This is a genomic window from Pelodictyon luteolum DSM 273, assembly GCF_000012485.1.
In the GTDB taxonomy this organism is placed as follows: Bacteria; Bacteroidota; Chlorobiia; order Chlorobiales; family Chlorobiaceae; genus Chlorobium; species Chlorobium luteolum.
In genome coordinates this window covers 13,200-29,920 of record NC_007512.1, presented here as the reverse complement: position 1 = coordinate 29,920, position 16,721 = coordinate 13,200, and the positions used below count along the sequence as shown (strand labels likewise).

Below are 16,721 nucleotides of genomic sequence, written 5' to 3'. Positions count from 1 at the left end.
CGATATAGCGATATGGTGATATATAATATTAACAATCGTTAATTCCAAGCACAAAAAAAACAGCCGGTGCGGGGACGAATCCCCTGCACCGGCTGAAGGAAAAGCATAGGCTTATCAGTTTTCGCCCGAAAAGCGCTCAGGAGCCATCGCCCAATGTGCCGGGGAGAGCCAGAGCGTCGAGAGCATGAGCTCGCGGATGTGCGGGAACTCCTTCGGAAGGCGATCGTAGATCTTCTCGAACAGCTCCTCATGCGAGAGCAGCTCTTTCTTCCAGGCCTCGCTGTCGACCTCCATCAACTTGGAGAACTTCTCCGGGGTCATGGCGTCCAGCCCGGACCAGTTGAGGGCGTCGTACTTCGGCATCCAGCCAAGCGGGCTTTCCACCGCTGTAGCACGTCCGCGGACGCGACCGACGATCCACTGCAAGACACGCATGTTCTCACCGAATCCCGGCCAGAGGAACTTGCCGTTCTCGTCCTTGCGGAACCAGTTGACACCGAAGATGCGCGGCGGATCCTGGATGGTGCGGCCGACATGGAGCCAATGGTTGAAGTAGTCGCCCATATGGTAACCGCAGAACGGAAGCATGGCGAAGGGATCGCGGCGGACCTGGCCGATGGTTCCGGCGGCGGCGGCGGTCATTTCGGAACCCATGGTTGCTGCAAGGTAGACGCCGAAGTTCCAGTTTGCAGACTGGTAGACGAGCGGCACGGTATCGCGGCGGCGTCCGCCAAAGATGAATGCACTGATCGGCACGCCCTTCGGGTTCTCCCAGTCGGGATCGATCGAGGGGCAGTTGCTTGCCATGGAGGTGAAGCGGGCGTTCGGGTGCGAGGACGGCCTGCCGCAACCCGGGGTCCACGGTTTACCCTGCCAGTCAATGAGTTCAGCCGGCGGCTCATCAGTCATATCTTCCCACCAGATATCGCCGTCGAGCGTCATGGCTACGTTGGTGAAAATGGTGTCACGGCTGAGTGAAGCCATGGCGTTCGGGTTCGACTTCATGGAGGTACCGGGAGCAACGCCGAAGAATCCGTACTCGGGGTTGATGGCGTGCAGGCGTCCGTCTTCACCGGGCTTGATCCATGCGATATCATCGCCGATGGTGGTCACTTTCCAGCCATCGTAGGCTTGCGGCGGAATGAGCATGGCGAAGTTGGTCTTTCCGCAGGCGCTCGGGAAAGCCGCACCGACATAGGTCTTCTCTCCTTCAGGAGACTCGACACCGAGAATGAGCATATGCTCTGCGAGCCACCCTTCGTCGCGGGCCATGCTTGAAGCGATGCGGAGCGCAAAGCACTTCTTGCCGAGCAGGGCGTTGCCGCCGTAGCCGCTGCCGAAGGACATGATGGCACGTTCCTCGGGGAAGTGGACGATGTACTTGGTGTCGCTGCAGGGCCACGGAACATCGGCCTGTCCGGGCTCAAGCGGAGCGCCGACGGAGTGGAGGCAGGGCACGAACTCGCTGTCCGATCCGATGAGATCAAGCACCTTGCGGCCCATGCGGGTCATGATGCGCATGTTGGTTACAACATAGGGAGAATCGGTGATTTCGACGCCGATATGGGCGATGTGGGAACCGAGCGGACCCATGCTGAACGGAATGACATACATCGTACGGCCCTTCATGCAGCCGGTATAGAGGCCGCGGAGGGTCTCCTTCATCTCTTTCGGGGCAACCCAGTTGTTGGTCGGGCCGGCATCCTGACGACGGATGCTGCAGATGTAAGTGCGGTCCTCGACCCTTGCCACGTCGCTCGGATCGGAACGGCAGAGATAGCTGTTCGGTCGTTTTTCTTCGGAAAGCTTGATGAAAGTGCCGCTCTCAACCATCTGCTGGCAGAGGGAGTCATACTCCTCCTGTGATCCATCGCACCAGTAGACGTTGTCAGGACAGCACATGTCCGCGGTTTCCTGCACCCACTGGAGCAGTTTCTTGTTGGTCACAAAATCCGGGGCATTGATCTGCGTTGCGCTCATGATTGTTCGTTTGCGTTTGACTGCCGGTTAAAAAAAGCAACCGCAGCCTTCAACAGCGGCTGCGGATGCGGAGAAAACTGTTTATTGGGCAGGTGACCGCCCGCAGGATTGCACCTGATGTAATATCCCGGGATGCATGGCCCCCTGCTTCACTTTTTGAAAGACTGAAGAATCTTCTTCTCAAACTCGTCCCGGCTCCTGGCGCCTGTGATGACCTCCGTGATGCGACCCGAGGAGTTGATGACGAAGGAGGTCGGAATGGAACGCATTCCCCCGCGTACCTGGCCGCTGAACGCTCCTACTATCTTCTCGTCACCCATCATGACGGGATAGGTTATTCCTGCTTTAGAGACAAACGCCCGGATGGCCGGTTCGCTGTCGCTGACCGCAACACCGATGAAGGTGAAACCTTTGGGACCATAGACCTTCTGGAGTGCGACCATGTCGGGGATTTCATGCCGGCATGGCGGACACCAGGATGCAAAAAAGTTGACGATGTAGGGCTTCCCGGCGAGAGATGCCGAACTGATGCGCTTGCCCTCAAGGGTGATGCCGGAAAACACGGGCGCCTTGACGCCTTGAGCGGTGGAAGGCTCGGCAGAAAGTGTTGCTGCGGGTCGGACGACCAGCAAAAGTGCAGCGGTGAGCAGGAAAACAGTGCGTCGAATCATCTTCATAATCTACATATACGGTTCCGGGGGCGGGGTTCCAAGAAAAAAAGTGCGGGTCTGCATCTTTCTAAATATAGGAATTCTCCTTTTTTTAAACACCCCCAAAGCGCCCCTTATTAATCTTTGCGAATCTTTGACAAAAAAATTATATTTGGGCTTGATTTTTTCAGGGAATCAGACGAATGCTATAGGCCACCTTAGCTCAGTTGGTAGAGCAACTGTTTCGTAAATAGTAGGTCGTGGGTTCAAGTCCCTCAGGTGGCTCGTATCCGGAAATGACGACCGGAAGCCTGAATAGTAAGCTTTACAACATAAATCCTATCCACACTGTCACTATGCAAGAAGGTAAGATTTCCCAGATCATCGGCCCAGTTGTTGACGTCGATTTTCCTGAAGGTCAGCTCCCGTCGATCCTTGACGCGCTGACCATCACAAGACCCGACGGTTCCAGGCTTGTGCTCGAAACACAGCAGCACCTCGGCGAAGAACGCGTCCGCACGGTTGCAATGGAAAGCACTGACGGCCTCATCAGGGGACTCAGCGTAGCAAACACCGGCCGGCCGATTCAGGCGCCTGTCGGAGAAGGCGTGCTCGGCAGGATGCTCAACGTCGTCGGCGACCCGATTGACGGCCGCGGCCCGGTCAACGCAACGAAAACCTACTCGATCCACCGCTCGGCACCGAAGTTCGAAGACCTCTCGACGAAAGCCGAGATGTTCGAAACCGGCATCAAGGTCATTGACCTTCTCGAGCCATATTCACGCGGCGGTAAAACCGGCCTCTTCGGCGGTGCAGGTGTTGGAAAGACCGTGCTCATCATGGAGCTCATCAACAACATCGCAAAGCAGCAGTCCGGCTACAGCGTGTTCGCCGGCGTCGGCGAGCGTACCCGTGAAGGAAACGATCTCTGGCATGAAATGATGGAATCGGGCGTCATCGACAAGACCGCGCTCGTGTTCGGACAGATGAACGAGCCTCCCGGCGCACGCGCAAGGGTTGCACTCACCGGCCTCAGCATCGCAGAGTACTTCCGTGATGAAGAGCACCGCGACGTGCTGCTATTCATCGACAACATCTTCCGCTTCACCCAGGCGGGCTCCGAAGTATCCGCGCTTCTCGGCCGTATGCCGAGCGCCGTCGGCTACCAGCCTACTCTGGCAACCGAGATGGGCGAACTGCAGGACAGGATCACCTCCACCAAGAACGGTTCCGTCACCTCCGTACAGGCCATCTATGTGCCTGCCGATGACCTTACCGATCCGGCGCCGGCTACCGCCTTCGCCCACCTTGATGCAACAACTGTGCTTTCGCGCCAGATCGCCGAGCTCGGCATCTACCCGGCTGTCGATCCGCTCGACTCGACCTCGCGCATTCTTGATCCGAACGTCATCGGAGACGACCATTACGACACCGCGCAGTCCGTCAAGCAGATCCTGCAGCGCTACAAGGACCTTCAGGACATCATCGCAATCCTAGGCATGGACGAGCTCAGCGACGAGGACAAACTCGTTGTCGCACGGGCAAGAAAAGTGCAGCGCTTCCTCTCGCAGCCGTTCTTCGTCGCAGAAGCCTTCACCGGCCTTGCAGGCAAGTACGTAAAGCTCGAGGACTCCATCAAGGGCTTCAAGGAAATCATTGCCGGCAAGCACGACAATCTTCCCGAAGGCGCCTTCTACCTCGTCGGAACCATCGAAGAGGCCATCGAGAAAGCTAAAACCCTGTAATCAAGAGCGCACCATGGCAAAATCCGACAAAGGTTTTGATGTAGACATCGTCACTCCCCAGAAGCTTCACTTCTCCGGAGAGGTGGTGAGCGTCATCGCACCGGGACAGGACGGACTTTTCCAGGTCATGAAGAATCATGCCCCCCTCCTTTCCGCCCTCAAAGGCGGAAAGGTCAGGCTTTCACTCGCAGACAAAACCGAAAAGACCTTCACAATTTCTGACGGTTTTTTTGAAGTCAGCGCAAACAAGGCGATCCTTTTGACCGAAAGCGTTTCCTGATTCCATGTCATTGAATCGATAAGCCCGGCCTCCACGCAATGGAATGCCGGGTTTTTTTTTGGACTTATGACGCAACTCCTGCCACATGCACTTGCACCGGGAGAGACCATCGGCCTCATCTCCCCCTCATCCCACTCCACCCGCCCGGAGAGGATCGAGCAGGCTGTATCCTATCTTGAAAAGAACGGCTACAGGGTCAAACCCTCCCGACATCTCAACCGCATCAGTACCGATCCCGAAGTCGCAGACCGCGAAAAGCTCTACGACCTGCACGCCATGTTCCAGGACCCGGCAGTACGTGCCGTCATCTGCCTGCGCGGCGGAGCAGGCGCGTCCCGCCTCCTCGGCTCCATCGACTACGAACTCATCAGGAAACACCCGAAGATCTTCATCGGCTATTCTGATATCACAGCCCTTTCGCTTGCCATTCTAGCCAAAACGGGGCTCGTCAACTTTTCAGGGCCGATGCTCGCAACAGAGCTGCACGACCCCACCCCCTGCACCGAAGAGCATTTCTGGGGCATGCTCACCTCTCCCCTTTTTGCGCTCTCCATCCGGAACTGCCCGGCTCACAGGATTTCAGTCCTTCGGCCCGGAACAGCGGAAGGCCCCCTCATCGGCGGCAACCTCACCATGCTCAGTTCGATGGTCGGAACGCCTTTTCTCCCTTCACTCGACGGCGCGCTGCTGTTCCTCGAAGATGTCAACGAAGCGTCCTACCGCATCGACAGGATGCTCGCTCAGCTCCTGAATGCCGGCCAGCTCGAGGGTTGCCGCGCCATACTCTTCGGCCAGTTCAGCAACGGAGGCGTGCAGCAGGAGGAAGAGGACCGGCTGCTTCGGATCTTCAACTACTATGCCGACCGATGCAGGAACCTCGGGCCTGTGGTGACAGGGCTCTCCTACGGTCATGTCGCAGACCTTATGACACTGCCCGTCGGGGCGCACTGTCGTGTGGAGGTAAGCGGGAGCGGAGCATTTTCACTAGGGGCAACGGCGCCAGTCATCACGGCCTGAGCGCAGAAGTTGCGTCGCGGCGCCATCTGCCGTATTTTACCCCTGAAGCGCATCATGAAACCACTCCGCATCTCCAGAGATATGTACACCTGCATCGATCCCGGAACGAAACACGAAACCCTTGAAAGCCCCGCAACTCCGGGCACCGACACCGGCGATGCATACAGGGTCGTGCTGTTCAACGATGAGGAGCACTCATTTGACGAAGTCATCTTCCAGATCATCCTTGCTGTGCGCTGCAGCCGCCAGAAAGCCCAGCAACTCACCATGGAGGTGCACAACAGTGGGCGCGCTATTGTGTTCAGCGGCCTCATCGAGCGATGCATCCGGGTCAGCGCGGTTCTTGAGGAGATAGCCCTGAAAACTGAAATCCAGTCGGTATGACCGGCGCTTTGTTATATATTCACACGAGAAAAGCTTTTCCCGAAACACCTTATTGACGCCATGACCACACCTGATACCACCCGTGTGCAGGGCACCAGCCTGTCGCCGGACAAAGTGATGCATAAACTGGTTTCCCTCGCCAAACGCAGGGGGTTCATCTTCCCCTCTTCGGAAATCTACGGCGGTCTCTCCTCCTGCTTCGACTACGGCCCCCTCGGCAGCGAGATGAAACGCAACATCAAGGAGCTCTGGTGGAACGCCATGACGCGCCGACACCAGAACATCGTGGGCATCGACGCCTCGATCATGATGAACCCGACAGTCTGGGAAGCTTCCGGCCATGTAGCCAGCTTCAACGATCCGATGATCGACGACCGCACGACGAAGCGGCGCTACCGGGCCGACCACCTGATAGAGAACCACATTGAAAAGCTCCGCCGTGATGGGAAGGATGCTGATGCCCTGCGGGTACAGATGACCTACGAAGCTTGCGGAGCAAGTGAAGAACCGAACCGCGCGCTCTACGAGCTGATCATCGACGAGGGCATCAAGGCCCCCGACACCGGCTCGGGCGACTGGACCGAGGTGCGCCAGTTCAACCTCATGTTCCAGTGCAATATGGGCGCAGTGGCCGACAGCTCCGGCGTGGTATATCTCCGTCCGGAAACCGCCCAGGGCATCTTTGTGAACTTCCACAACGTGCGCGAGTCTTCCCGAATGAAAGTCCCCTTCGGCATCGCCCAGATCGGCAAGGCATTCCGCAACGAGATCGTCAAGGGCAACTTCATCTTCCGCATGGTCGAGTTCGAACAGATGGAAATGCAGTACTTCGTCAAGCCCGGCACTCAGGCAGAGGCATTTGAAGCGTGGAGAGAAGAACGATACCAGTGGTACACCCGCCAGCTCGGCATCCGGCCTGAAAAGCTGCACTGGTACAAACACGACAAACTCGCACACTACGCCGATCTTGCCTACGACATCAAGTTCGAGTTTCCCTTCGGCATTGAGGAGATCGAGGGGATCCACTCGCGGACCGATTTCGACCTCAGCCGCCACCAGGAGTACTCCGGAAAGAACATGGAGTATGTCGACCAGGTCACCAACGAGCGCTTTATCCCATACGTGGTGGAAACTTCCGCAGGATGCGACCGCCTGTTCCTGGCCATCCTCTCCGATGCCTATTCTGAAGACGTGGTAGACGGCGAAGAGCGCGTGGTGCTGAAACTGGCCCCGAAGGTCGCTCCGGTAAAAGCGGCAGTGCTGCCGCTGATGAAGAAAGGAGGCATGGGCGAAGCTGCCATGAAACTCCGCGATGAACTGGCTGAATCCTTCCCCGTGCAGTATGACGATGCGGCCTCCATCGGCAAACGCTACCGCCGTCAGGACGAGATCGGCACCCCGTTCTGCATCACGGTTGATCACCAGTCGATTGAGGACGGAACCGTGACGGTCCGCTTCCGCGACACTGCCCAGCAGGAACGCATCGACATGTCGCAGACAGCGGCGTTCATCACGGCGAAGATGGCTTGAACCACCCCAAACCCACCACCATGCGTTACGATGTCGCAGTGATAGGCGGAGGTCCTTCCGGGGCCGTTGCCGCAGCAGTTCTGGCTAAGGCGGGGCTTTCGACCATCCTGCTCGAGCGGAACCTCGAGAATGTGAAACCCTGCGGCGGAGCCATACCGCTTGGGCTCATCGAAGAGTTCTCCATTCCGCCGGAACTGGTTGAAAAGAAGCTCTCGCACATGCGCGCCCGCTCCCCGAAAGGGCGCACGATCGAAATGCACATGCCGAACGGATATGTGGGAATGGTTCGCCGCGAGAAATTCGACCGATGGCTGCGCAGCGAAGCCGAGAAGGCTGGCGCCGTCGTCATGGAAGGCCTGATGGACAGCCTCATGCCGACCGGTGAAGGGTGGCTCATATCCACGCTCGGAAACAAAGTCGAGCCGTTCGAGGCAACGCACATCATCGGTGCCGACGGAGCCAACTCGAAAACCGCCGACGAACTTGGGTTCCCGCCGAACGAGCTGAAGGTCATCGCCATGCAGCAGCGGTTCCACTACACCCCGGAAATCGAAAAATTCCGCGACATCGTCGAAATCTGGTTTGACGGAGAGGTCTCCCCCGACTTCTATGGATGGATCTTCCCGAAAGCGGACCATCTTGCCATCGGCACCGGCACCGAGGACCGCAAGCACAGCATCAAGGCCCTGCAGAAGCGGTTTGTGGAGAAAATCGGCATTAAGACGGAGTCGTACCTCGACGAGGCCGCAAAAATCCCCATGAAGCCCCGAAAGATGTTCGCCGCTGAAAAGAACATCCTCGTCGGTGATGCGGCCGGACTTGTGACGCCGGCCAACGGTGAGGGCATATTTTTCGCAATGCGTTCGGGAAAGCTCGGTGCCGAGGCAATGGTTCGCCACATCAAGTCCGGCGCACCGCTCAGCGCCTATGAGCAGGAGTTCCGGAAGCTCTACCAGCCGATATTCTTCGGACTCGAAGCCCTGCAGGCCATTTACTACCGCAACGACCGCCTCAGGGAAAGCTTTGTGGCGATTTGCGCTGACGATGACGTGCAGCGGATCACCTTCGACTCTTATCTTTACAAGAAAATGGTGCCGGCACCATGGTCGGTTCAGATGAAGATCTTCTCGAAGAATATCTACCACCTCCTGAAAGGACGCTGAATGCTGCTATCCCTGCCGAACTGGATCATCCACGTTTTCTCATCGCTGGAATGGGGGGGTGCCGCATTTCTCCTGTTCCGCCATGGGTCCCTGTCGGGAAGGCCTGCCCTCAGAATCTTCGGCCTGTCCATGCTTCCGCACTGGGTTGGAAGTTTTTTCGTGCTCGGATACCATGCCACCGGTGACGCCATCCCCTTCATGCTCGATATGTCGGAGGTCATCAACCTGTTTGGAAGCATCGCCCTTCTTCTGGCGACCATGAACATTCTGAGGCGTCTGCCGAAACCCGCTGAGAGCGGAATAACCGCCTCCGTGTTCATCGGCACGATGCTCATCGCCGGACGGCCGCAATCATGGATGGGGGAGGATGTGTTCGACCTTATCCTGCAGCTCTCAAGCGTCGTCTACCTGACGTTTCTCGTACTGCTCGTGATGGTATGGAAACGGGATCGGACGGTGTTTTCGGGAGTAACGGTCGGAGGGTTCTGGTTCGTGCTTGTCTTCATCCTGGTGACAGTCGGATGCATGTATGTGGCAACCGGGATAAGAGGGTACCCGACCCTCTCGCACGATGACCTTCTGCACGGGGCGGCAGAAAGCCTCCTGAGCATCAGCAACCTCCTGATCGCCATCGGGGCGCAGAAAAGCATCACACAGGACCGGCTGAAGCGGACGGGCCGTCCTCTCAGCGGCTGAGCAGTTTGCGGTAGGTGCGCGACCTGGCGATGATCTCGCTGGCCTTCCGCACCACGGGATCGTGACGGAGCCCCTCCATGGCGGCAAGCCGTTCGTCGTAATGGCGAAGAACCTCCTCCCTAAGGGCAGTGTAAACCTCTCCTGACGCACGGCCGATCTCGCGCTCCCGCCCGGCAGCAATCTCAACCTCCATTGTACGGTACACTGCCATCGCCTGTTTGGCTGCATCCGTTTTTTCCCCGGCAAGAAGCTTCTTCAGTTCCTCCAGCTTCCTGTCGGCGAGAGAACGGTACGTGAACTCCTGCGTCTCAAGGAACCCGCTGAAGCTCTGAACAAGCGCCGCACTGTCGGCAGGGGCCGGCGGCTGGGGATGCGATGCACGCCACAGAGCTGCATGCAGGAACAGCAGTCCTTTCCTCTCAAGCGATTCAAGGTATGGGGACGGTTCGGGATCTGTGGCAATGATGTCGGGAAGGATTCCGCCACCACCGAACACCTTCCGGTTGCTTGCGGTTCTGAACACCTCAGCCGACCCTTCCCCGGCTTTTTTTCTGGGCAGGACATCACGTGAGCCGTGCGCATCTCCAGCCTCTTTCTGGATGAGGCGGCCCGACGGGGTATAGTACTTGGCGGTGGTCAGCTTGAGGGCATTTTCATAGGGCAGGCGGATGACCGACTGCACGAGCCCTTTGCCGAAGGAACGCTCACCGATTATGACGCCGCGGTCGAGATCCTGCACAGCTCCTGCGACGATTTCAGCTGCCGAGGCACTGCGGGCATTGATGAGAACTGCCAGGGGAAGGGATGCATCGAAAGGCGGGCCGGAGGTTGCATAGGAACGGGATGCCGCGGCGGAACGTCCGCGGATGGATACCACCGGGCTTCCTTTTGCAACAAACGATCCGGTAACGTCGACTGCGGCGTCAAGCAGGCCTCCGGGGTTTTCCCTGAGATCGAGGATGATGCCCTGCATCGGGATGGCGCGGCTCACCGCCTCCCGCTGCAGCTGTCCGAGCGCGCTTTTGAGATCCACACCTGACCGGTCGGCAAAACTGGTCAGTGAAATGTAGGCAATCCCTCCATTCCCGTCGAGGAAAGCTGCATGCCCGACAGTGCTCAGCCGAACCTCTTCGCGAACGAGCCGGCATGTGAAGGGTTCAGTTCCATGCCGCTGAACCCGCAGGGTGACGGGTGAGCCGACATTACCCCGGATCAGCTCGCGCACGGCATCAAGGGATTTGCCGGCTAGGAGGACGCCGTTGATGGCGGTGAGACGGTCTCCCGTCCTTAGGCCGGCCGTTTCGGCCGGCCAGCCCTTCTCGACCGAAGTGACATAGATGCTGCCGTCCAGAGCGGCGATGGTGACGCCGATGCCGGCATACTGGTTGCTGGTGAGGTCCCCGAGTTCCCGGGACTCTTCGCTGTCGAGAAAGACTGAGTAGGGGTCAAGGGTTTCGAGCATGCCGTCAATGCCGGAATACAGCATCCGGCTGATGTCGACCGTGTCGACATAACTCTCTGCAACCTGACGGGTGACATCGCCCATGAGATCAATGCTGCGGGCAGTTTCAAAGTACCGGTCGTCACGCGTGGATGCCGCACCGGGGGCAGCGGCCCCCAGAGCGAAAAGGCCTGCTGCAATGAACGCAACTGCCTTCAGGGAACCAAAGGGCGCCGTTCCCATGCGCTCAGCGGAGGGCGTCTTCGAGTGCAGTTGCCGCATCGGTCTTCGTGTCGCGGTACTTGATGATCACAGGCGTGTAGATTGACAGGCCGTGCTCTTCGGCGAAGTCACCCTTGAGGCCTCTTGAGCCGGCAACGACCACAGCTCCTTCCGGGATGACCAGCGGCGAATCCGCCGTTTTTCGGTGGACGGTGCCCCGGGCGAGATCATAGACCGGCGTGGAACCGTTGATGATGACGCCTGTGCCGATTACTGCCCGTTCCTTGACGATGGTCCCTTCGTAGATACCGCAGTTGCCGCCGACCATAACATCGTCCTCGATGATGACCGGCACTGCGCCGATGGGCTCAAGTACGCCACCGACCTGAACCCCGGCGGAAAGATGGACGCGCCGCCCCACCTGAGCGCAGCTTCCGACGAGCGCGTGGGAGTCAATCATGGTGCCCTCGTCGACATAGGCGCCGACGTTCACATAGGCGGGAGGCATCATCACCACGGAAGGGGCGAGGTAGGAGCCGTCGCGTACGGACGATCCGCCGGGCACAATGCGCACGCCGCTCTCCAGCGTGAAGGACTTCAGCGGCCATGTATCCTTGTCGATGAACGAAAATGAAGAGCCGGGAACACCGGTCTCGACCCGGCCCGCCTCAAGGCGGCCAAGTTTCATGCCGAGCAGGATGCCCTGCTTCACCCATGTGTTGACCGTCCAGCCTGAAGCGCCCTTTTCAGCGGCCCGGATCGAACCGTCGTTGAGGAGCGCCTTGAAGCGCAGGAACGCTTCCCGTGCAGCAGCCATCTCCTGCAGAGCTTGGGCCCCCAGTGCTGAAAATCCCAGAATCTCCTCTCTCAATGCGTCGTATGCCCCCATCGTATTTTCTCCTCCCTTAAAGGTCGCCGTATTCGGCGGTTATGTCTCTGCTGTCTTTTCTGGTGTAGAATCGGAAGTCGTCGCTCCGCAGGCTTTCGTCCTGTTTGACCCGGACGAAAAGCATATGCTGGAGAAACCACTTCAGTTCAGTGTTCATGTCGCTGTTTTTCAGTGGTTCAGCCACAGTGGGACTCACGTAGAGGTCGAGCTGCTGGAACTTCATGGCATGCTGCAGCGCGTACTTGCGCAGCCAGCGTTCAATCTGGTTGATCGTGGTGAAGCGGGCCTGCACGACACCCGATCCACCGCATGCGGGGCACTGGTCTCCCATTCGCTGCATGAGGCTCGGGCGGATGCGTTCGCGGGTGATCTGCATGATGCCGAAATCCGACATCGGGAGGATGTTCGACTTTGCACGGTCATTGCGCAGCTCACCCTTCATCGAATCGTATACCTTCTTTGAGTTCCGCGCGTCCATCATGTCGATGAAGTCGACCACGATGATGCCTCCGATGTCGCGGAGGCGGAGCTGGCGGACCACCTCACGGGCGGCCTCCATGTTGGTGCGCAGCGAGTTCTCCTCCTGCTCCCGTTTGGCAGCGTAGCGTCCGCTGTTGACGTCGACCACTACCATAGCTTCAGTATGCTCGATGATGATGTAGCCGCCGGATTTCAGCCAGACCTTGCGCGAGAAAATTGACTCAACGTCCTTGGCGATGCCGTAACCCTCGAATAGGGGCAGCTTGCCCTGATAGAGCGACACGTTCTTCACCATTTCGGGAGCGGCCCACTCAATGTAGTTGAGGGTCTCCTTGTGGATGGAGGGAGAGTTGGCGACGATTTCAGTCACATCGGAGGTCAGCGAGTCGCGAAGCACGCTCGAAATGATGGTGTCCTCCTTGAAAATGAGCTGCGGAGGTGCGGCATCCTTGAGTTTTTCCTCGATCTGCGTCCACTTGGCCAGTAGCTTTTCGAGATCCTGCTTGAGCAGCGTCTCCTCCTGCATCTCGGCAACCGTGCGGATGATCGCACCGAACCCTTCAGGCAGCATAGAGCGGACAAGCTTTTTCAGCCTGGCCCGCTCCTTGCGGGAAACGACCCGGCGTGAGACAGCCACCTGCCCCCCTCCGAAGGGCAGGAGCACCATGAACCGGCCGGCGATGGTGATATCTGAAGTCAGGCGCGACCCCTTCGTGCTGATGGGCTCCTTGATGACCTGGACAAGAATCGAGTCGTTGGCCTTGAGCTTGCCGGCAATCAGCTGGGTGTAGGACTGTCGTTTTTCCGCACCGTCCTCTTTGCGCTGCTGGGGCTGGGGCTTGCGCCCGCCGCTCCGTGAAGACTGCCGCGAACCCTGCTGCTCCTGGGGAGCCCCGGCGGCAACGGGGGCCTCTTCTTCATCGGCGCCGTCTTCTGCCGTACCGGTCTCGTCTGCTGCGGTCTCGTCGTCGTCATCATCGTCCTCGATGAGAGCCCGGTAATCCTCGGTTGTAGTGCCGACATCGGAAAAATGCAGGAAGCCGTCCGACTTCTGCCCGATGTCCACAAAGGCGGCCTTGAGGCCTTCGATGACCTTGTGAACCCTGCCGAGATAGATATCACCGATGCTGCGGCGGCTTTCAGGCCGTTCGATGATCAGCTCAGCAAGCCTGCCGTCCTCAACCAGCGCAACCTGTATCTCGTCGCCGGTCTTGTTCATCAGCAACTGTTTTTTAACACTCTTTTTCATACGTCAGAACATTTACCTTGGTTATTCTGTCGGGGGCCTGGAAACGGCCCCGCCATATTCATAGAACCTGCACGTATCGCCGCCGTCATGGGCGGAACCCCTTCATGCGTCCCCCCTTGCCACATCGGCGGGGGACGGACCCTTCTCGTTCGAGTAGCCGGGAATCAGCGCGGACGGAGGAATGAAAACAGGGCTTGCAAGCCAATCGTCAAGATAAGAAATTATAGGGGCCCTTAAAACATTGAGAGAACATGATGCCTATGGATACAGTACGAGAATACCTGCTCTGGAACGACTTCCTGCGGGTATGCGGCATTGACGAAGCGGGCCGGGGCCCCCTGGCCGGACCGGTAGTCGCCGCTGCGGTGGTTTTCCCCCGCTGGTTCAGTCCGGATGAAGGCATCCTGAGGAGACTGAACGATTCAAAAAAGCTCACCCCATCACTCCGCAGGGAGCTTGCCCCCGCCATCCGGGAGGAAGCGGAGTGCTGGGCGGTAGAGGCTGTCGACCACGAAACCATTGACCGCATCAACATCCTCCGGGCCACCATGCTCGCCATGAACCGCGCGGCGGAATCCCTTCCCCGGCAACCCGACCTGCTGCTTATCGACGGAAACCGGTTCACCCCGAATATCCCGGTCCCCTACCAGACAATCGTCGGGGGCGATGCACTGGTCTTTTCGATCGCCGCCGCCTCTGTGCTGGCCAAAACAGAACGGGACCGCATGATGGAGGAGTACGCAGAACGCTACCCCGAATACGGCTTTGAGCGCAATGCCGGCTATGGGACGCGGGAGCATGTGGAGGCCATACGGCGTCACGGCCGCTCACCAATCCACAGAACAAGCTTCCGCCTCCGGCAGCTTGGTGAGAAGTAAAGGACGCGCAGAGGAATCAGGGCTGTGGGACTGCCCCCCGGCCCTGAAAAGCAAGCATAATAGCGTCTTTTTTCTTATCTTGAAGTACGATTCCCATAACTCCATCGAAAAGCCTCATCATGCAGGAAGCTGACATCCAGACCCCACAATCGAACTACGGAGCAACCAACATTCAAGTGCTCGACGGCATTGCGCATGTGCGCATGCGTCCGGCAATGTACATCGGCGACATTCACAGCCGGGGACTGCACCACCTCATCTATGAGATTGTCGACAACTCGATCGACGAAACCCTCGGCGGATACAACGACTATATCTTCGTCTCCCTGAACCCCGACGGCTCCGTCACGGTCATAGACCACGGCCGCGGCATCCCCGTTGACATACACCCTGACAAGAAAAAATCGGCGTTGGAGCTCGTCATGACGCTCATCGGCGCAGGCGGAAAGTTCGACAAGGGCGCCTACAAGGTTTCGGGAGGCCTGCACGGCGTCGGTGCCTCGGTCGTGAACGCACTGTCGGAATGGTGCGAAGTCGAGGTCTACCGTGACGGCAAGGCCTGGTTCCAGCGCTACCACAGGGGCGTGCCTGAAGCCGATGTGAAGGAGATCGGAACCACTACCGAACGCGGGACGAAGACCACCTTCATGCCCGATTCTGAAATATTCAAGGTCACCGAGTTCCGCAAGGACATCATCATCGACCGCATGCGGGAGCTGGCGTTCCTGAACAGCAACTTGAAAATCGTGGTGCAGGATATCGAAGGCGAACAGGAAACCTTCCATTTTGAGGGCGGCCTGAAGGAGTTCGTGCTTTTCACCGACGAGAACCGCCTGAACCTGATCAAGGAGCCGATCTACATATACGGTGAAAAGGATGGAACCATCGTTGAAATCGCCCTCGAGTACAACGACTCTTACCAGGAAAACGTGTTCAGCTATGTCAACAACATCAACACGCATGAGGGCGGTACGCATGTAACCGGCTTCCGCAAAGCCCTCACCAGGACCCTGAACGCTTACGCACAGAAAAACGACCTTTTGAAGAACCTCAAGCTCGCCCTGACCGGTGATGACTTCAAGGAGGGGCTGACGGCCGTCATTTCAGTGAAAGTAGCCGAACCGCAGTTCGAGGGTCAGACCAAGACCAAACTCGGAAACTCCGAGACCCAGAGCATCGTCGAAAGCGTACTCAACGAACAGCTGGCAGAATTTGCCGAGAGCAACCCGAACGTGATCAAGATGATCATCGAGAAGGTGAAGGGGGCCGCCATGTCGAGGGAGGCCGCCAGAAAGGCCAAGGAACTGACCCGCCGCAAATCGGTGCTGGAGAGCTCGGGCCTGCCGGGAAAGCTTGCCGACTGCTCGATCAACGATCCGGAACACTGCGAACTCTACATCGTGGAGGGTGACTCTGCAGGCGGCAGCGCCAAGCAGGGTCGCGATCGCAGCTTCCAGGCCATCCTGCCCCTGAAGGGCAAGATCCTCAATGTCGAAAAGGCACGACTGCACAAAATGCTTGAAAACGAGGAGATCAAGACCATCATCCTCGCCCTCGGAACCAACTTCGGCGAAGAGGAGTTTTCTGCTGAAAAGCTCCGCTACGGGAAAATCATCATCATGACTGATGCTGATGTCGACGGAGCCCACATCCGGACCCTGCTCTTGACCTTCTTCTTCCGTCATATGCGCTCGCTCATCGAAGCAGGCAAGGTATACATCGCGCAGCCCCCCCTCTACCTCGTCAAATCAGGCAAGGAGCAGCAGTATGCATGGGATGACGACGAGCGCAACAGCATCTCCGACTCCATGAAAAAGATGCAGAAGGGAAAGGCCAATGTGCACATCCAGCGCTACAAGGGTCTTGGAGAAATGAACCCGGAGCAGCTCTGGGGCACAACAATGGATCCCGAGCACCGCTCACTCCTTCAGGTAAGCGTTGAAAATGCCATGGAGGCGGACAAGGTGTTCAGTACTCTCATGGGCGACAAGGTAGAACCGCGCAGGGAGTTCATCGAGAAAAATGCCCGCTACGTCCGCCGTCTGGATGTCTGACCGCCCGAAAGCCGGCCCGCTCTGAGAATCAGACTGCGACAAAACAAAACACCAGACCCCCGA

At 58.1% G+C, this 16,721-nt stretch carries 14 protein-coding genes and 1 tRNA gene; 10 read left to right on the top strand and 5 right to left on the bottom strand.

The genetic code is table 11. The features are described from left to right. Nucleotides 1–114 precede the first annotated feature (114 nt). Entirely contained in the window at nt 115–1,980 is a 1,866-nt protein-coding gene (locus PLUT_RS00120) for a phosphoenolpyruvate carboxykinase (GTP) (protein WP_011356791.1), read from the bottom strand. Nucleotides 1,981–2,129: 149 nt separating this feature from the next. Continuing rightward, nucleotides 2,130–2,657, bottom strand: a complete 528-nt coding sequence (locus PLUT_RS00115; RefSeq protein WP_011356790.1) for a TlpA family protein disulfide reductase — start codon at nt 2,655–2,657, stop codon at nt 2,130–2,132. A 185-nt stretch (nt 2,658–2,842) separates the two neighbouring features. Here PLUT_RS00115 and PLUT_RS00110 point away from each other — a divergent pair. From PLUT_RS00110 to PLUT_RS00075, 8 genes are all read left to right on the top strand, one after another. Further along, nucleotides 2,843–2,915, top strand: a tRNA-Thr gene (locus tag PLUT_RS00110). A gap of 71 nt (nt 2,916–2,986) precedes the next feature. Then, a complete protein-coding gene (gene atpD, locus PLUT_RS00105; protein ID WP_041463700.1) occupies nt 2,987–4,375 on the top strand; it encodes a F0F1 ATP synthase subunit beta in 1,389 nt (462 codons plus the stop codon). 13 nt (nt 4,376–4,388) lie between these two features. Then, on the top strand, nt 4,389–4,655 hold the full coding sequence (gene atpC, locus PLUT_RS00100; RefSeq protein ID WP_011356788.1) for an ATP synthase F1 subunit epsilon: 267 nt from the start codon (nt 4,389–4,391) through the stop codon (nt 4,653–4,655). A gap of 66 nt (nt 4,656–4,721) precedes the next feature. Then, the gene (locus PLUT_RS00095) at nt 4,722–5,672 is read left to right on the top strand and encodes a S66 peptidase family protein (protein ID WP_011356787.1); all 951 of its coding nucleotides are present in this window, start codon (nt 4,722–4,724) and stop codon (nt 5,670–5,672) included. Between the two features lie 54 nt (nt 5,673–5,726). Next, nucleotides 5,727–6,056, top strand: coding sequence for an ATP-dependent Clp protease adaptor ClpS (locus PLUT_RS00090; RefSeq protein ID WP_011356786.1), 330 nt, complete (start codon nt 5,727–5,729; stop codon nt 6,054–6,056). A 60-nt stretch (nt 6,057–6,116) separates the two neighbouring features. Beyond that, nucleotides 6,117–7,586: a glycine--tRNA ligase gene (locus PLUT_RS00085; RefSeq protein WP_011356785.1), complete on the top strand. Its 1,470-nt coding sequence runs from the start codon at nt 6,117–6,119 to the stop codon at nt 7,584–7,586. Between the two features lie 20 nt (nt 7,587–7,606). Then, nucleotides 7,607–8,749, top strand: coding sequence for a geranylgeranyl diphosphate reductase (locus PLUT_RS00080; protein WP_011356784.1), 1,143 nt, complete (start codon nt 7,607–7,609; stop codon nt 8,747–8,749). Then, nucleotides 8,750–9,445 carry a DUF3593 domain-containing protein gene (locus PLUT_RS00075; protein ID WP_011356783.1) on the top strand — a complete coding sequence of 232 codons (696 nt, stop codon included), beginning with the start codon at nt 8,750–8,752 and terminating at the stop codon, nt 9,443–9,445. Here the strand turns inward: PLUT_RS00075 and PLUT_RS00070 are convergent. Genes PLUT_RS00070 through PLUT_RS00060 form a run of 3 tightly spaced genes read right to left on the bottom strand, consistent with a single transcriptional unit; the run spans nt 9,435 to nt 13,726 of the window. Beyond that, nucleotides 9,435–11,168: a S41 family peptidase gene (locus PLUT_RS00070; RefSeq protein WP_238974596.1), complete on the bottom strand. Its 1,734-nt coding sequence runs from the start codon at nt 11,166–11,168 to the stop codon at nt 9,435–9,437. The genes PLUT_RS00075 and PLUT_RS00070 overlap by 11 nt on opposite strands. Next, nucleotides 11,134–11,997 carry a 2,3,4,5-tetrahydropyridine-2,6-dicarboxylate N-succinyltransferase gene (locus tag PLUT_RS00065; RefSeq protein ID WP_011356781.1) on the bottom strand — a complete coding sequence of 288 codons (864 nt, stop codon included), beginning with the start codon at nt 11,995–11,997 and terminating at the stop codon, nt 11,134–11,136. Before PLUT_RS00065 ends, PLUT_RS00070 begins: the two co-directional genes overlap by 35 nt. Before the next feature lie 16 nt (nt 11,998–12,013). After that, nucleotides 12,014–13,726: an Rne/Rng family ribonuclease gene (locus PLUT_RS00060; protein WP_011356780.1), complete on the bottom strand. Its 1,713-nt coding sequence runs from the start codon at nt 13,724–13,726 to the stop codon at nt 12,014–12,016. A 260-nt stretch (nt 13,727–13,986) separates the two neighbouring features. Here PLUT_RS00060 and PLUT_RS00055 point away from each other — a divergent pair, with 260 nt between their 5' ends. Together PLUT_RS00055 and gyrB are read left to right on the top strand one after the other, a co-directional pair. Beyond that, nucleotides 13,987–14,604, top strand: coding sequence for a ribonuclease HII (locus PLUT_RS00055; RefSeq protein WP_041463699.1), 618 nt, complete (start codon nt 13,987–13,989; stop codon nt 14,602–14,604). Nucleotides 14,605–14,723: 119 nt separating this feature from the next. After that, complete coding sequence (gyrB, locus tag PLUT_RS00050; RefSeq protein WP_011356778.1) at nt 14,724–16,658, top strand: DNA topoisomerase (ATP-hydrolyzing) subunit B; 1,935 nt, start codon at nt 14,724–14,726, stop codon at nt 16,656–16,658. The last annotated feature ends 63 nt before the right edge of the window (nt 16,659–16,721 follow it).

Bases quoted from the DNA above. Each gene is read 5' to 3' on its own strand.
- PLUT_RS00075 (WP_011356783.1), top strand. From the start codon at position 8,750: ATGCTGCTATCCCTGCCGAACTGGATCATCCACGTTTTCTCATCGCTG.
- PLUT_RS00060 (WP_011356780.1), bottom strand. From the start codon at position 13,726: ATGAAAAAGAGTGTTAAAAAACAGTTGCTGATGAACAAGACCGGCGAC.
- PLUT_RS00085 (WP_011356785.1), top strand. From the start codon at position 6,117: ATGACCACACCTGATACCACCCGTGTGCAGGGCACCAGCCTGTCGCCG.
- PLUT_RS00120 (WP_011356791.1), bottom strand. From the start codon at position 1,980: ATGAGCGCAACGCAGATCAATGCCCCGGATTTTGTGACCAACAAGAAA.
- PLUT_RS00070 (WP_238974596.1), bottom strand. From the start codon at position 11,168: ATGCGGCAACTGCACTCGAAGACGCCCTCCGCTGAGCGCATGGGAACG.
- PLUT_RS00095 (WP_011356787.1), top strand. From the start codon at position 4,722: ATGACGCAACTCCTGCCACATGCACTTGCACCGGGAGAGACCATCGGC.
- atpC (WP_011356788.1), top strand. From the start codon at position 4,389: ATGGCAAAATCCGACAAAGGTTTTGATGTAGACATCGTCACTCCCCAG.
- PLUT_RS00055 (WP_041463699.1), top strand. From the start codon at position 13,987: ATGGATACAGTACGAGAATACCTGCTCTGGAACGACTTCCTGCGGGTA.
- PLUT_RS00090 (WP_011356786.1), top strand. From the start codon at position 5,727: ATGAAACCACTCCGCATCTCCAGAGATATGTACACCTGCATCGATCCC.
- PLUT_RS00115 (WP_011356790.1), bottom strand. From the start codon at position 2,657: ATGAAGATGATTCGACGCACTGTTTTCCTGCTCACCGCTGCACTTTTG.
- atpD (WP_041463700.1), top strand. From the start codon at position 2,987: ATGCAAGAAGGTAAGATTTCCCAGATCATCGGCCCAGTTGTTGACGTC.
- PLUT_RS00080 (WP_011356784.1), top strand. From the start codon at position 7,607: ATGCGTTACGATGTCGCAGTGATAGGCGGAGGTCCTTCCGGGGCCGTT.
- PLUT_RS00065 (WP_011356781.1), bottom strand. From the start codon at position 11,997: ATGGGGGCATACGACGCATTGAGAGAGGAGATTCTGGGATTTTCAGCA.
- gyrB (WP_011356778.1), top strand. From the start codon at position 14,724: ATGCAGGAAGCTGACATCCAGACCCCACAATCGAACTACGGAGCAACC.